The organism is Ruegeria sp. HKCCD4884 (genome assembly GCF_013110855.1).
In the GTDB taxonomy this organism is placed as follows: domain Bacteria; phylum Pseudomonadota; class Alphaproteobacteria; order Rhodobacterales; family Rhodobacteraceae; genus Ruegeria.
Map to the genome: position 1 here is coordinate 97,860 of NZ_WVRJ01000002.1, position 15,319 is coordinate 113,178.

The window sequence follows — 15,319 nt, forward strand, 5'->3', positions numbered from 1 at the left end:
CGGATCCAACTTCATCTGGCTAAAAATACCTCGGGGGAGCCGCCGAAGGCGGCGGGGGCAGCGCCCCCTGCCCTCAGTACGGCATTGGGTGCGCCTTATGGGCTGCATCCAACTCTGCCAGCACCTCATCTGACAACGTCAGATCCGCGCCAGCCAATACGTGTTCAAGCTGCTCAACCGTGGTCGCGCCAAAAATAGCGGACATCATGAACGGACGTGTACGACACCAGGCCAATGCCATATGCGTCGGATCCAAGCTATGGCGCGCAGCAACGTCCAGATAAGCCGCGACAGCATCAAACACCCGATCAGACTTGCGCCCGCCCAGTTCAGGCGAAAGCGACATGCGCGAACCGTCCGGGACGGCACCACCCTGATACTTACCCGTCAGCAACCCGGTACCCAAAGGCGAGAACGCCATCAGCCCGACATCTTCATGCACGCATAGCTCGGCCATATCCGTGTCGAACAGACGACAGAGCAGAGAATATTCGTTCTGAACCGATGCCACACGCGGCGCACCCATCTTTTCGGCCAAACGCACCCACTGCGCCGTGCCCCATGCACTTTCGTTGGACAGACCAAAGGCGCGGATGTTGCCCTTGTCGACCTGAGCCTGCAACGCCTCCAGACACTCCTGCATGTTCTCTAGAACGTCATCGGTGTTGTGCCCGGTTGGCGCAAAATCCCAATTCTGGCGGAACATGTAGCTGCCACGGTTCGGCCAGTGAAACTGGTAGAGATCAATGCACTCTGTCTGCAACCGCTTCAGTGACCCTTCGATCGCTTCGGGGATCGTCTTGGCTGTGATCGGCGCACCGTCGCGTACAAAGGACAACCCCTCGCCGGAATGCTTGGTCGCCAGAATGTAATCGCTCCGCCGCGCCGCATTGGCCGCGTTCCAGTTGCCCAGAATCTCTTCGGTGCGCCCGATCGTTTCTTTTGAAACCGGGTTCACCGGATACATCTCGGCTGCGTCCACAAAGTTGATGCCAGCATCCAGCGCCATGTCCATCTGCTTGTGCGCATCGGCTTCGGAGGTCTGTGTGCCAAAAGTCATGGTTCCAAGACACAGGTCGCTCACCATAATTCCTGTACGGCCCAAGGGCTTCATTTGCATCTTTCAAATCTCCCGAAAACGGCGTCGCCCGTCAGGCTTCAGCCTTCTTTTCCCACCGCCCGGATTCCTCCGACCAGTATTGTGCCGAACACCCCGCAGCGGTCAGCGATTTCCACTGCCCCCGCGCGTGTTGAACAGCCATATCGTCATTGCCATCAAACAGGATGCACACACGTTCCATCGCGGTGACTTCTTCCGCCTCGACCGGCGCGCCGTCAACGGCCATGACGCAGGACGCGCCATTGGCAGCTTCCGAACCTGTGGTTAGCAAAATCGGCTGCTCTGCGTCATGGGGGCCACCTTCGCGGCCATGCGGCAGAAACCCGTCTTCGGGCCCCAGCCACAGCTTTTCATCCAGCCAGTCCATCCGCGCAGGGTCGGTGCCCCGCACGGCAATCTTCCACCCGGCCTGCCGCGCCTTGTCCAGTAACACCGGCAAGGTGTGTTCCAGCGGCTGGCGGGTCAGGTGGTAGAAATAGACAGCGCCCATTAGCTTACTCGAAATTGTCCTGCACAAACCGGCTGAGCGCGCGAACACCCCAACCGGTGGCACCTTTGGGTGCATAAGATGTCTCAGCGGAAACCGAGGCCACACCCGCAATGTCCAGGTGAATCCAGGGCGTTTCTTCTTTGACGAACCGTTGCAGGAACTGCGCGGCGGTAATCGAGCCTGCGGGCCGACCGCCTATGTTTTTCATGTCGGCGACGCGCGATTTCAGCAACTTGTCATAGGCATCGCCCAACGGCATCCGCCACGCGCCTTCATCCTCGGCCTTGGCGGATTTCAGGAAAGCGTCGCAGAATGTATCGTTGTTCGAGAACACACCGGCATTCTCGTGCCCCAGCCCGATGATGATCGCGCCGGTAAGCGTGGCCAAATCGATCATACCAACCGGGCTGAACCGTTCCTGCGCGTACCACATGACGTCGCACAGAACCAAGCGACCTTCGGCATCGGTGTTGATGATCTCGACAGTGTCGCCTTTCATCGACTTGACCACATCGCCAGGGCGCGTCGCGTTGCCGGATGGCATGTTTTCAACCAATCCAACCAGACCAACGACATTCGCCTTGGCCTTACGCTTGGCCAGCGCGCGCATGGTACCGGCGACAACACCTGCGCCACCCATATCCATGGTCATCTCTTCCATGCCACCCGCTGGTTTCAGCGAGATACCGCCAGTGTCAAACACCACACCCTTGCCGACCAAAGCCAGCGGCGCATCGCCCTTGTCGCCGCCCTTCCAGTGCATGACGACCACTTTGGACGGGCTGTCCGAGCCCTGCCCGACGCTCAGCAATGTGCGCATTCCCAGCTCGGCCAGCTTGTCTTCGTCCAGGACTTCGACCTCAAGGCCCAGCTCCTGCATCTCGACCAGGCGGTCGGCGAATTCGGAGGTTGTCAGAACGTTTGCGGGCTCATTGGTCAGATCGCGGGTCATCCGCACGCCATCAGCAATTGCGTAAAGCGGCGCAAATTCCGCCTCTGCCTCGTCAGGTTTCGAATGGCTGATTGTGACCGTGCCTGCGTCTTCGCTTTCTTTGGACTTATGCGCGTCAAAGTCGTAGCTGCGCAGCGCGATACCCAAAGCCAGATCTTCTGTGCGTGCCTGATTGCCAACCATCACAAGCACGTCCTTGCCACCCGCCAGCTTGGCCACAGCAGCACCCGCCTTACGCGCCTCGTCCGCTTCAGGGCGGCGCGGCAGCACCAGGACGTCCAAAGCCTCGGCCGCCATCCCGGCAGGCCACGCCAGCGAGATCACATCTGCAGTCTTGGTTTTTTCGAAAGACCCGCTTTCGACCAGCCGCGCGACGGCCCCTTTTGTCAGACGGTTGGCCCGTCGGGCGGCGGGGCTCATCTTGCCGTCGGACGGGATGATGATAACCACCCGACCCTCGGCCTGCGCCATCGCATCCAAGTCAAACTCCTGAAAGCGGATCGGTACAAGACTGCTCATTGTAAACTCCTCAAATTCTGTTCCCCAAGACCTAGCCCGCGTAGCACCGCTTGACCAGATAGCAGTTTTCCCCGGCCTTCAATTGCATTAAGGTCTCCGAAAAATAACCGGCAGGCTCGGGGGAGAAAGACGTGGCACGAGAGGGCAGGCATAAGCCGTTGCGCAGAACATTCTGCGCGCGCGCAAGCGGCCCGAACGCCCGTGTTGCAAGCTTTGCGGGGGCGCGCCTGTGATCCTCGACCGCTACTTCGCCCGACGTTTCATGCAGAGTTTTCTGGTCATTGGCGGCATTTTCCTAACACTGATGATTCTTATCGATCTGATCGAACAGATTCGCCGGTTTGACGATTATGACCTGTCTTTCGGTCAGTTGTTGCAACTTACACTGCTCAACACACCGGCCGCGATCAGCGAAATGCTACCGCTGCTGGTCATTTTGTCGACCATCGCCCTTTTCGTAGGGCTTGCGCGCACCTCAGAGCTTGTGGTGACACGTGCCACCGGCCGCTCGGGCATCCGCGCTTTGGTGGCGCCTGTCCTTCTTGCACTCACCATCGGTGTGCTGGCCGTGGCATTGCTGAACCCAATCGCCGCTGCCACCTCGGAAGAGTTCCAGCGCCTGTCCGATTCCTATCGCAACAATGGCAGCTCTGCCCTGTCGATCAGCAGTGAAGGGTTGTGGCTGCGCCAATCGGCGGAAAACGGACAAGCGGTGATCCACGCGCGGGGCACCTCAAACGGCGACACGCTGGGGCTGGACGACGTGACAGTGATCACATTTGCACGCGATGGAAAGCCAACCCAACAGATCATTGCCGACCGGGCCGATCTGGAGGATGGCCGGTGGATTCTTTCCAACGCCAAGATCTGGTCCATGCAAGACGGTGGGAACCCCGAAACCAACGCCGTTGTTCATGACCGCCTGGACCTTCCAACTTCGCTAACCCGCCAGCGCATTCTCGACACGCTGGGACAACAAGATTCCGTTTCGGTTTACGACCTGCCGCAACTGATCGCGGATCTGCGCGAAGCAGGCTTTTCGACCAAACAGTATGAGGTCTGGCTGCAAGTGCAACTGGCACGCCCCTTCTTTCTGGTCTCGATGGTCCTGATCGGAGCAGCCTTTACCATGCGTCACGTCCGCTTTGGCGGAACGGGTATTGCGGTGCTGACAGCGGTTCTGCTTGGCTTTGCCATCTACTTCGTCCGCAACTTTGCGCAAATCCTCGGGGAAAACGGACAATTGCCCACTTACATTGCTGCCTGGGCACCGCCCTTTGCCGCCATTTTGCTGTCTCTTGGCCTGCTGCTTCATGCGGAGGACGGCTGATGCGGCGCTTTGTTCCCCTGTTGCTGACCAGCGCGCTGGCTTTGTCCGCCCCGGCAACCCTTGTGGCCCAATCGACACCTGCACAGCCTCAGGGCGCAGAAACGCAGGAAGAGCCCGCCCTGCTGGTCGCCGACAAGGTTTTCATCACGCCTGAACGCAAACTGGTGGCTGAAGGCAATGTCGAGGCTTTTCAGGGCGACATCAAGCTGTCCGCTCAGCGTGTGACTTATGACCGTGAAACCGGTCAGCTGACACTGGAAGGCCCCATCCGTATCGATCAGGGCGGTCAGACAACGCTGCTGGCGGACTCTGGACAGCTCGACAGTGGCATTCAAAACGGTTTGCTGATCGGTGCACGAATGGTGTTTGACCAGCAGGTTCAGATTGCTTCGGTCCAGGCAAAACGAGCAGCGGGCCGCTATACACAATTCAGTAAAGTCTCGGCTACGTCCTGCCATGTCTGCGCCAACGGCAAGCCGCCGCTCTGGCAGATTAGGGCCCGTCGTGTCACCCATGACCAGTTGGAACAACAGCTCTATTTCGAAGGCGCGCAGCTTCGGGTGCTGGACTACCCGGTATTCTATTTCCCCTATCTGCGCCTACCCGATCCCACGCTTGACCGCGCGACAGGCTTTCTGGTGCCTTCGATCCGCAGTACCTCACAATTGGGAACAGGCGTTCAGGTTCCGTATTTCATCAAGCTGGGGGACCACAAGGACCTGACGCTGACACCTTATGTATCAGGCAACACGACAACGTTGGGTTACAGATACCGTCAAGCCTTTGTGAACGGACGTATTCAGTTAGATGGTGCCTATACCCGCGATGACATTCAGCCTGATCAAGATCGTGGCTACCTGTTCGCAAATGGCTGGTTCAACCTCAAGAATGACTACCGGCTGACCTTCCAAGTGCAAACCGCCTCGGATGATGCCTATCTTGTGGATTACGGCCTGCCTGATCCGGACCGTTTGCGCAGTGAACTTTCGCTGGAGCGGATCAAGCGAGATACCGCATTCAAAACCAGCCTGATCCATTACAAAACGCTGCGCGAAAGTGAAAACCAGGACGAAATTCCGTCTCGCGTATTCGATTTGAATTACGAAAAACGCTTTTTCCCCGGTGCTTTGGGCGGCGAAGTGCGGCTGGCCTTTATCGGCCACGCCCATGAACGTACAAGCGACGCAGACATTGTTGGCCGAGACATCGCCCGCGCCACGTTTGACGCAGAGTGGCTGCGCAGCTGGACCTTCGCTTCGGGCCTGCGCGCCGACGTAACGCTGGGGGCATCTGTCGACACGTTCAACATTCGCCATGACAGCAATTTCCCCTCGCAGGTCACACGCTCAACGCCAAGGGCTGCTCTGACATTGCGCTATCCGATGACGCGGCGCGAGCAATCAGGTGCCGTGCAATTCCTTGAGCCCATCGCTCAGATCGGATGGACGCATGTGTCGGACACAGACGTGCCAAATGACGAGAGCACTTTTCAGGAATTCGATCAGGGTAACTTGCTGGCGCTCTCGCGTTTCCCAGCGGAAGATCAGCGCGAAGACGGTGCAACAGGTGTTGTTGGCCTGAACTGGGCCCGTTACGGCGCAGGCGGCTGGCAGGCGCTGGCCACCGTCGGTCAGGTATTCCGGGCAGACGCAGACCCGAATTTCACCCTGACATCGGGTTTGCAAGGCACCTCATCCGATCTGCTGATCGCAGGACAGATTCAAACCAACAATGGCTGGTCCCTTGGCGGTCGCGGATTGATCGACAACGATTTCAGTTTTGTCAAAGCAGAACTGCGTGGTGCCTGGACAAACGAGGTTGCGAGGATTTCCGGCAGTTACATCTGGCAGGAACCGGATCCAGCGGAAAATATCGTCGACGAGATCTCGGAAATCTGGCTTGTCGGCCGGTATCAGGTCGATCAGAACTGGCTGACGAATGCCCAGGCCCGCTATGATCTGGGCCAATCCGAACCGATCCGTTTGGGTCTGGGCGTGACATATCGCAACGAATGCGTGCAGGTTAACATGTCTGTAAGCCGGCGCTTTACTTCAACATCCACTATTGAGCCTTCGACAGAATTCGGCTTTACCCTGTCATTGACAGGGTACTCTGTCGAAAGCGGTGGCAAGACATACAAGAGAACATGCAGTTGATATCAGGTTTCTCCAGGTTTCTACGTTCCGGTTGGCTTAAACCGGTCGCACCGGCGCTGACTGCCGCGATTTTCGCAGTTGCAGGCACGCATTCCATGGCGCAAAGCCTGTTTTCTCCTGCGATCCGGGTCAATCAGGACATCGTTACCTGGTACGAACTCGAACAACGGCTGCAATTCCTGAACGTACTGGGCCTGCCCGGCAGCAGCGAAGCCGACGTGCGAGACGCCCTGATCGATGCAAAGCTGCGCCAACAGGTCATGCGCGAAGCTGGCGTGCAAGCTGCCCCCGAGGCCGTCCAACTGGGCATCGACGAATTTGCGTCGCGCGGCCAGTTGTCCTCGGAACAATTCCTGCAATTGCTTGGGGAATCAGGCGTCGACCCTGAGACCGTTCGGGATTACATCGCGGATCAGTTGGCTTGGCGTGACTACATCAGCTCACGCTACCTGTCTCAGGCGCGTCCCACCGAAGATGAGATCGACCGAGCCCTTGGGCAGACCGGGGGCGGTGGGCTTCAAGTCCTTTTGTCCGAAATTATCATCCCGGTGAATCAGCAAACCGTTGCGCAGACCGAACTGCTGGCTCAGGAAATCTCGCGGCTGGAAGGTGTTGATGCGTTTTCGGCAGCCGCAGCACAATATTCCGCAGCCGCCACCCGTGATCAGGGCGGACGGTTAGACTGGCTGAACATCACAGACCTTCCGCCAGCTCTGCAGCCTGTAATCCTGGGACTTCAAAACGGAGAGGTCACGGATCCCATTTCGTTGCCAAATGCTGTCGCCTTGTTCCAGATGCGCGGCCTGCGTGAAGTTGCAACCTCAGCCGCCCCGATCTCAAAGCTGGATTATGCGATCTACTACATCCCAGGTGGCCGCAATGCCGACGCGCTGTCGCAAGCCACAAGCCTGAAAGAAGAGATCGACACCTGCGATGATCTCTATGGAATCGCCAAGGATCAACCACCAGAAGTCTTGGAACGCATCGACGCCGCCCCTTCCGAGGTGCCCCGTGATGTCGCGGTAGAATTGGCCAAGCTGGACCGCAACGAGGTGTCTACAAACCTGACGCGCAACAACGGTCAAACGCTGATGTTCCTGATGCTGTGCAATCGCACACGTGATCTGGGTGAAAACACCTCTCGCGCGGACGTGGCCAATGCCCTGGCACAGCAACGCCTTACAGCCTTTGCTGAAAGCCTGGTGGAGCAGCTGCGGGCCGACGCAATTATCGTTCAGGAATGACCCGCCCAATCGCGCTCAGCTGTGGTGAACCGGCGGGGATCGGTCCCGAAATAGCGGCCAAAGCCTGGGACGAGCTGCGCGGCTCCTGCTCGTTCTTCTATATCGGCGATGCCAGCCATCTGCCTGCTGGGACTCCGGTCGCGGAAATCGAAGATCCCGCGCAGGCCCTGACGATCTGCGATCAAGCGTTGCCCATCCTGCAACTGGACTTCCCGGTCCCCAATGTGCCGGGCCAGCCCGACCCCGCCAATGCACCTTCTGTGATCGATGCCATCGAAACCGGTGTCGACTTGGTGAAAGCAGGACACGCCTCGGCGCTTTGCACAGCGCCCATCCACAAAAAAGCTCTGATGGACGGGGCCGGATTCAGCTATCCCGGCCATACCGAGTTTCTCGCCGCCCTTTCTGGAACGCAACGGGTCGTGATGATGTTGGCCAGCGATCAACTGCGTGTTGTGCCTGCTACAATTCATATTCCGTTGTCACAAGTTCCAGAAGCCCTGACCCCGGATCTCCTACGCGATACGATCGAGATTACCGCTGCTGGCCTGCGCAAGCAGTTCGGCATCGCCAACCCGCGCATCGCCATCGCTGGCCTCAACCCTCATGCGGGCGAAGGCGGCAAAATGGGAACTGAGGAAGGCGATTGGATTGCCTCGCTTGTCGCTGAACTGAACCTCGATGGCGCGACGCTCACTGGCCCCCACCCGGCAGATACGCTGTTTCACGCCGCGGCCCGCGCGCGCTATGATGCGGCGATCGCGATGTATCACGATCAGGCCCTGATCCCGATCAAAACCTTGGATTTCGACCGTGGCGTAAACGTGACACTGGGCCTGCCATTTATCCGCACGTCGCCGGATCACGGCACAGCGCTGGACATCGCCGGGAAAGGCATTGCCACGCCCACCAGCCTGATCGAGGCCCTGAAGCTCGCTCAACGCATGGCAAAAAGCTCTTGATCCTTCACCTGGCTGAAAATACTTCCGCCGGAGGCAAAAAATCTCTGGCGCACCTGCGCCCCTTTGCATCACGGTAATCGGATCATGAGCGCTATCGACAATCTTCCCCCGCTGCGCGAGGTCATCGCAACCCATCAGCTCTCGGCGCGCAAATCATTGGGTCAGAACTTCTTGCTGGACCTTAACCTGACCGCCAAGATCGCCCGTCAGGCCGGGGACCTGACTGAATGTGATGTGCTGGAAATCGGCCCTGGCCCCGGCGGTTTGACACGCGGGCTTTTGTCTGAAGGCGCGCGCAAGGTCGTCGCACTGGAAAAAGACACGCGCTGTATCGCTGCCCTGAACGACATCGCTGCGGCGTATCCCGGACGGCTTCAGGTCATCAACGGTGATGCGCTGGAAATCAACCCGCTGGAACACCTGACGCCGCCGATCCGCGTTGCGGCCAACCTGCCCTATAACGTGGGTACCGAGTTGCTGGTCCGTTGGCTGACGCCACCCGAATGGCCACCTTTCTGGCAAAGCCTGACGCTGATGTTCCAACGCGAAGTTGCTGAACGTATCGTCGCTCAACCCGGCGGCAAGGCGTACGGCCGTCTCGCCATCCTTGCGCAATGGAGGGCTGACGCGCGCATCGCCATGTCGCTGCCCCCGGGCGCGTTCACCCCACCGCCCAAGGTGTCCAGCGCCGTGGTTCACCTGACCGCCCTGCCCGAGCCCCGCTATCCCGCCGATGCTGCCACCCTGTCCCGTGTTGTGGCTGCGGCCTTCAATCAACGCCGCAAAATGCTGCGGGCTTCATTGAAGGGCGTAGCCCCCGATATCGAAGACCGTTTGCTGGCGGCAGGGATTCAGCCCACGGAACGCGCGGAACAAGTTCCGCTGGAAGCGTTCTGCGCACTGGCCCGCGAAGTTCAAAAGACCTGAAAATAAAAAGCCCCGGTTCTACCGGGGCTTTTTGTTCGATCTGTTGCTTGGCTTATTCAGCCGCTTCCGGTGCGTCCCCATCGGTTTTCGGGGCCTCTTCGCTTACCGGTGCAGCTTTGGGCTTCCGCGCCCGCGGCTTGCGCGCAGGTTTTTCCTTTTTCTCCGGAGCTGAGCCTTCAGCCTCTTTGCTTTCCGGAGTTTCAACCAACCCGCTTTCAGGAGCGGCCTCGGGGGCTGCGAAATCCATCACATCCGGCTGCGGCGCTTCGGCCGGGTCGGCCTGACGGGCGGCTTCGCGTTCTTGACGTTCGGCGCGTTCGCGATCCCGTTCGGCCTGGCGTTCGCGGTTCTGGCGCTCCTGCTCTTCCCGGCGGGCTTCCATTTCGCGCTGCGCTTCGCTCAGCATTCGCAAGTAATGCTCGGCATGCTGCTGAAAGTTCTCAGCCGCCACACGGTCGTTTGACAGTTGCGCGTCACGTGCCAGTTGATTGTATTTGTCAATGATCTGCTGCGGCGTGCCACGCACTTTGCCCTCGGGGCCCGAGCTGTCAAACACACGGTTTACGACGTTGCCGCCGGAGGGACGATTGCGGTTATTCTTGGCCCGCGAGCGGGATTTGGAAGATCTCATCTTTCTCTACGTCAGCCTTGTCAATTCGCTGTCGAACCACCCGTGTTTTGCACTGCTCTAAGGCGTTTGCCGTGACGGGATCTCGACTTTTTTGGGCTTGGCGTCAGGGGTGCGCTGCAACAGCGTCAACCTCGCCGACTAATCCTGAGTAAGCATGTCCTGACCGCGCAGACAAGAGGAATCTCGGGTTTTCACCAGGTTTTTTGGTTCGGGCAGCGCTTTTTGGTCGCAATCCTGCCGATCAACACGGCATTTTTGCGCCAACCACACGGTCGCGCCCATCCAGATCAGGGATCACACAAACATCTACAAGCCCTGCCGCATCAAACAAAGCGGCAACTTTTTTGGCCTGCGTTGGGCCTATTTCAACAAGAATCCGCCCCCCCGGCAGAAGAAAATCGGGGGCTGATGCAGCGATCCGACGATATGCCCCCAACCCGTCTCCTTCGTCGGTTAGGGCCATGCGCGGCTCGTGCTCTTTGACCTCTGGTGACAATTCAACCATTTCGTCCACTGAGATATAAGGTGGATTGGAAACAATAAGGTCAAACTGACCATCAATGTTTTCAAACCAATCCGAGCGCACAATATCCACTCTCCCCTGAACTTGATGCTCAATCGCATTTGCACTGGCTTGCAGACAGGCAGCTTCGCTCAGATCGGCCCCGACGCCTGACGCGCTGGCACGTTCGGCCAGCAACGTAATCAGGATGCAACCCGAGCCGACCCCCAAATCCAGAACGTGATCAAACGGCGCGCTCAGGGCCGCTTCGATCAGGGTTTCGGTTTCGGGTCGTGGATCCAGAACATCCCGGCTGACCCGGAACCGGCGCCCATAAAACTCTCGTTCGCCCAGCAAATGTGAAACCGGCACCCGAATGGCGCGAAGCGAGATCAACTGGTCATAACGTTCGGCAATCTCGGGCTGCAACTCCTCGGGCGCAATCAGCGTCACCCGGCTGGCTTCAATACGCGCCGCGTGGGCCAGCAGCAGGCGCGCATCGCGCGCAGGGTCATCCACGCCAGCCGCCCGCAGACGGGCCGTTGCCGCCACCATGGCCTGTGCCGCTGTCTGCAGGCCGGTCATTGCGCCATCTCGGCAAGCAGCCGCGCCTGATCATCAGCCGTCAGCGCATCGATGACCTCATCCAGATCGCCCTGCATGACCTGGTCCAGCTTATAGAGCGTCAGGTTGATGCGGTGATCCGTCATGCGACCTTGCGGGAAGTTATAGGTACGAATACGTTCCGAACGGTCGCCCGAGCCCACCTGACTGGCCCGATCTGCCGAGCGTTCGCTGTCAATCCGCTGCCGCTCCAGATCATAGAGCCGCGTCTTTAGCACCTGCATGGCAATCTCGCGATTTCGGTGCTGAGACTTCTCAGAACTCGTTACAACCAACCCCGTAGGAAGGTGCGTTATCCGGACCGCCGAGTCGGTGGTGTTGACGTGCTGTCCACCCGCTCCTGAACTGCGCATCGTATCGATTCTGATGTCATTTGCGTCGATCTGAATGTCCACATCCTCGGCTTCAGGCAGAACCGCCACAGTCGCAGCCGATGTATGAATCCGCCCACCACTTTCCGTCTCGGGCACGCGCTGCACGCGGTGCACGCCGGATTCGTACTTCATCCGGGCAAAGACATTGTCGCCCTTGATATGAGCCACGACCTCTTTGATGCCGCCCAAATCCGACGCTTGTTCCTCGATGATCTCAAACTGCCAGTCCCGCGCCTCGGCATAGCGTTGATACATTCGCAAGAGGTCGCCTGCGAACAAAGCGGCCTCATCGCCGCCGGTTCCAGGGCGAATTTCCAACATCGCCGGGCGCGCATCGGCCGCGTCTTTTGGCAGCAACGCCAATTGCAGGGCCTGTTCCGCCGCAGGAATACTGGCCTGTAGCTGAGGGATTTCCTCTTCGGCCAGTTCTTTCATATCCGGGTCGGCCAGCATCGCCTCGGCCTCGGCCAGATCCGCGACCAGCTGACGCCAGGCCATGATCTGATCAACCACCGGCTTGAGGTCGGAATACTCCTTGGCAAGCGTCGCAATATCGCCCCCCGACGCGCCATCGGCCATGGCTGCTTCGAGGTATTGAAAACGCTGGGTGATCTGTTCAAGACGTTCTTCGGGGATCATCCGGGCGGTGTCTCTCATCCGGGGGCTTTGGTCAAGGGCAACGTCATGCTAAGCTTGCCACCATGAAACGGATTTTGCTTGCTTTACTGCTGACATCCACGCCGGTTTTCGCTGATTACGTCGGCCCGGACGGTAAAACCCGCGATTGCTATTGCACCGACACGTCCGGGACGCGCATCGAGTTGGGCGAGATGATCTGCCTGCAGGTCGACGGCCGTATGTTCACCGCGCAATGTCAAATGTCGCTGAACGTTCCCATGTGGCGAGAGGTTCAGGAAGGGTGCTTGTCATCAGGGTTGCAGAGTAAACCCTTTGGGAAGGCAGCTTCGGACGACGCGTCTTAAACCACCACCGCTCAATTACATCTTCTGCAACCACCCATCAACCCGCGCCTTGTTCACGCCAAAATCTTTGCGCCCAAACCGCAGGCGGCCGTGAACGCGCAGAGAGTTGCCGTCCTGCTGAACCGTGGTGTAGTCGGGAAAGCCGATCCATTTCGTGCGGGTGATGTAGGTGATCATGCCTGCATCGACAGACCCTGCCAAAACCGATGTGCGGGGCGTGGCGCGGATGATCTGGTCCAGACGCTGCAAACCTTCGGGGCCGGTTTCGACAACGCGCACCACACCGCCGGGCAGGTCCTGATCCACGGGTGCGACCGGCGCAACATTCCATTGCGCAGGGTCGGATGGGGCCAGCCGGATATAAGCGCCTAGTCCGATCACAAGCGCGAGCACTGCCCAAAGAACCATCTTTTTCATCCCACTTTACCCTCTGGGGCAAATCCTAGGCGGATGAAGCGCCTGCACAACCCGTTCCACACCGGTTTACCGCGACGTCACCCCCGGCAGGATGCACAGCATCTCATATATCAGGTTCGCCGCCGTCAGCGCCGTGTTTCCCGATGGGTCATATGGTGGTGAGACCTCGACAAGGTCACAGCCCACCGCGTTCACCCCTTGCAACGCATGGATCAGTTGCAACGCCTGTGGGGTCGTCAGCCCCGCAATCTCTGGCGTGCCGGTGCCCGGAGCAAAGGCCGGATCCAGGCTGTCGATGTCATAGGTGATATAAACCGGATGCTCACCGATGGTCTTGCGAATCTGCGAGCCGATCTGGGTCAGGTTCTGCTGCCACAGCTCCCAGGCGGGAAACTGGCGAAAACCCCAATCCTTGGCCTCGGTAAAGTCTGATGCCGCGTAGCCTGATCCACGAATGCCGATCTGAAAGGTTTTGTCAGGAACGATCAGCCCTTCTTCGTAGGCGCGGCGGAAAACGGTGCCGTGGGTTTCCTTTTCACCAAACATCTCGTCATTCACGTCCGCATGGGCATCCACATGCACCAGCGCTACCGGCCCGTGCTTGGCGGCAATCGCCCGCAGGATCGGCAAGGTGATTGAATGATCACCCCCCATCGCCACCGGGATGACGTTCTTTGCCAGTATTGCATCATAACTTTCTTTGATAATCCTCAGGCTGTCCGACAATGAGAAGGTATTGATCGCCAGATCCCCGATGTCAGCGATCTGCAAGCTGTCAAACGGGGCCGCCGACGTGGCCATATTATAGGGCCGGATCATCGCGCTTTCACTGCGGATCTGTTTCGGGCCAAACCGAGTGCCCGACCGCCACGAGGTGCCGATATCCATCGGAATGCCAAGCACCGCCACGTCCAGCCCCGCCAGTGACGCGGCCTGTGGAAGGCGCATAAACGTGTTCGGCCCCGAGAAACGCGCCAAGTCATTGCCGCTGACCGGTTGGTTGAATTCTGTCATGCGCGTGCCGCCCCATCCTTTTTTTTTACGTCTTCCAGCACATACCGGAAGTATGGCTAACCAGAAGTTAACGGGTACCCAAACAGGTTTACTCTTTCGCTTTGGCCAGCTTATCCCATCCCAGCAGACAGATGATCTGCGTCGCCACATGCGCCCCGGCAATCGCCGTTGCGCCGGATGTGTCAAAGGGCGGAGAGACCTCGACTACGTCTCCGCCCTTGATGTTGATACCGGCAATGTCGCGCAGGATGATCTGTGCCTGAATGGAACTTAACCCGCCCCAAACCGGCGTGCCGGTACCCGGCGCAAAGGCTGGGTCCAACCCGTCGATGTCGAAACTCAGATAGACTGGGCTGTTACCCAGTATACCCTTGATCTTCTGTGCGACCGCCGCAGGGCCGGATTCATAAACCTCACGCGCGTCGATTATGTTGACGCCCAGTGTGTCCTCATTGGTGGTGCGAATACCCACCTGGACCGAGCGTTTCGGGTCCACAATCCCCGACTTCACCGCCTTGTAGAACATTGTCCCGTGATCAACGCGGGACATGTCATCATCGGCCCAAGTGTCTGTATGCGCATCAAATTGCAGCAATGACATGGGTCCGTATTTCTCGGCATAGGCTTTCAGGATCGGGAAGCTGATATAATGGTCCCCGCCCAGCGTGACCGAGGCCACGTCAGCCGCCAGAATGGTGCGAATGTGATCGGTTAGGGTGTCGGGAAAAGCCGGGATATTGGCATAGTCATACGCCATGTCTCCGTAGTCCACGATGGCCAGTTCGCTGAGGGCATCAAAAGGCCATCCATAAGGCGCGTCAGGCGATTGCAGGGCGCTGGCCTCGCGGATCGCACGCGGGCCAAGGCGCGTGCCGGGGCGATTGGTGACGGCCTGATCAAAGGGCACCCCGGTCACCGCGATGTCTACGCCGCTTAGATCTTTGGTGTACAGCCGTCGCAGGAACGAGGTCGCCCCGCCAAAGGTGTTTTCATAAGACAACCCTTTAAGGTCCGGATTGGTGAACGCCTCGTCCACCTGGTTTTTTGCGTCTTCCAGTGCCATCTGTTTACCCC

15 protein-coding genes are annotated in these 15,319 nt (G+C 58.8%); 6 read left to right on the forward strand and 9 right to left on the reverse strand.

Features of this window, described 5'->3' with window-relative positions; genetic code table 11:
- Positions 1 to 73: 73 nt before the first annotated feature.
- Genes GS636_RS02880 through GS636_RS02890 form a run of 3 tightly spaced genes read right to left on the reverse strand, consistent with a single transcriptional unit; the run spans position 74 to position 3,081 of the window.
- Positions 74 to 1,120, reverse strand: a complete 1,047-nt coding sequence (locus GS636_RS02880; RefSeq protein ID WP_171668383.1) for an aldo/keto reductase — start codon at positions 1,118 to 1,120, stop codon at positions 74 to 76.
- 31 nt (positions 1,121 to 1,151) lie between these two features.
- Positions 1,152 to 1,610: a DNA polymerase III subunit chi gene (locus tag GS636_RS02885; protein ID WP_171668384.1), complete on the reverse strand. Its 459-nt coding sequence runs from the start codon at positions 1,608 to 1,610 to the stop codon at positions 1,152 to 1,154.
- 4 nt (positions 1,611 to 1,614) lie between these two features.
- Positions 1,615 to 3,081, reverse strand: a complete 1,467-nt coding sequence (locus tag GS636_RS02890; protein WP_171668385.1) for a leucyl aminopeptidase — start codon at positions 3,079 to 3,081, stop codon at positions 1,615 to 1,617.
- A 229-nt stretch (positions 3,082 to 3,310) separates the two neighbouring features.
- Between GS636_RS02890 and lptG the strand changes: the two genes are divergently transcribed.
- The 5 genes from lptG to rsmA all read left to right on the forward strand — a co-directional run bounded on the left by lptG (position 3,311) and on the right by rsmA (position 9,700).
- A complete protein-coding gene (gene lptG / locus GS636_RS02895) occupies positions 3,311 to 4,411 on the forward strand; it encodes an LPS export ABC transporter permease LptG (protein WP_171668386.1) in 1,101 nt (366 codons plus the stop codon).
- Positions 4,411 to 6,567, forward strand: a complete 2,157-nt coding sequence (locus GS636_RS02900; protein ID WP_171668387.1) for an LPS-assembly protein LptD — start codon at positions 4,411 to 4,413, stop codon at positions 6,565 to 6,567. Before lptG ends, GS636_RS02900 begins: the two co-directional genes overlap by 1 nt.
- Complete coding sequence (locus GS636_RS02905; RefSeq protein ID WP_171668388.1) at positions 6,558 to 7,811, forward strand: peptidylprolyl isomerase; 1,254 nt, start codon at positions 6,558 to 6,560, stop codon at positions 7,809 to 7,811. Before GS636_RS02900 ends, GS636_RS02905 begins: the two co-directional genes overlap by 10 nt.
- The gene (gene pdxA / locus GS636_RS02910; protein WP_171668389.1) at positions 7,808 to 8,773 is read left to right on the forward strand and encodes a 4-hydroxythreonine-4-phosphate dehydrogenase PdxA; all 966 of its coding nucleotides are present in this window, start codon (positions 7,808 to 7,810) and stop codon (positions 8,771 to 8,773) included. Before GS636_RS02905 ends, pdxA begins: the two co-directional genes overlap by 4 nt.
- Positions 8,774 to 8,857: 84 nt before the next feature.
- On the forward strand, positions 8,858 to 9,700 hold the full coding sequence (rsmA, locus tag GS636_RS02915; RefSeq protein WP_171668390.1) for a 16S rRNA (adenine(1518)-N(6)/adenine(1519)-N(6))-dimethyltransferase RsmA: 843 nt from the start codon (positions 8,858 to 8,860) through the stop codon (positions 9,698 to 9,700).
- A gap of 52 nt (positions 9,701 to 9,752) precedes the next feature.
- Here the strand turns inward: rsmA and GS636_RS02920 are convergent, their stop codons facing one another.
- The 3 genes from GS636_RS02920 to prfA form a co-directional block, all read right to left on the reverse strand.
- On the reverse strand, positions 9,753 to 10,331 hold the full coding sequence (locus GS636_RS02920; protein WP_171090477.1) for a DUF4167 domain-containing protein: 579 nt from the start codon (positions 10,329 to 10,331) through the stop codon (positions 9,753 to 9,755).
- A gap of 241 nt (positions 10,332 to 10,572) precedes the next feature.
- A complete protein-coding gene (prmC, locus tag GS636_RS02925; RefSeq protein ID WP_171668391.1) occupies positions 10,573 to 11,418 on the reverse strand; it encodes a peptide chain release factor N(5)-glutamine methyltransferase in 846 nt (281 codons plus the stop codon).
- Positions 11,415 to 12,470, reverse strand: a complete 1,056-nt coding sequence (gene prfA / locus GS636_RS02930) for a peptide chain release factor 1 (RefSeq protein WP_171091177.1) — start codon at positions 12,468 to 12,470, stop codon at positions 11,415 to 11,417. Before prfA ends, prmC begins: the two co-directional genes overlap by 4 nt.
- Before the next feature lie 62 nt (positions 12,471 to 12,532).
- On the opposite strand from prfA, the gene GS636_RS02935 reads away from it, so the two are divergent.
- Complete coding sequence (locus GS636_RS02935) at positions 12,533 to 12,814, forward strand: hypothetical protein (protein WP_171090481.1); 282 nt, start codon at positions 12,533 to 12,535, stop codon at positions 12,812 to 12,814.
- A gap of 15 nt (positions 12,815 to 12,829) precedes the next feature.
- Here GS636_RS02935 and GS636_RS02940 read toward each other — a convergent pair whose 3' ends face one another.
- The 3 genes from GS636_RS02940 to speB (GS636_RS02950) form a co-directional block, all read right to left on the reverse strand.
- The gene (locus GS636_RS02940) at positions 12,830 to 13,231 is read right to left on the reverse strand and encodes a DUF1499 domain-containing protein (protein WP_171183530.1); all 402 of its coding nucleotides are present in this window, start codon (positions 13,229 to 13,231) and stop codon (positions 12,830 to 12,832) included.
- 66 nt (positions 13,232 to 13,297) lie between these two features.
- On the reverse strand, positions 13,298 to 14,245 hold the full coding sequence (gene speB / locus GS636_RS02945; protein WP_171183532.1) for an agmatinase: 948 nt from the start codon (positions 14,243 to 14,245) through the stop codon (positions 13,298 to 13,300).
- 88 nt (positions 14,246 to 14,333) lie between these two features.
- Positions 14,334 to 15,308 (reverse strand): agmatinase, encoded by a 975-nt coding sequence (gene speB / locus GS636_RS02950; RefSeq protein WP_171090487.1) that lies wholly within the window; start codon positions 15,306 to 15,308, stop codon positions 14,334 to 14,336.
- Positions 15,309 to 15,319: the final 11 nt, after the last annotated feature.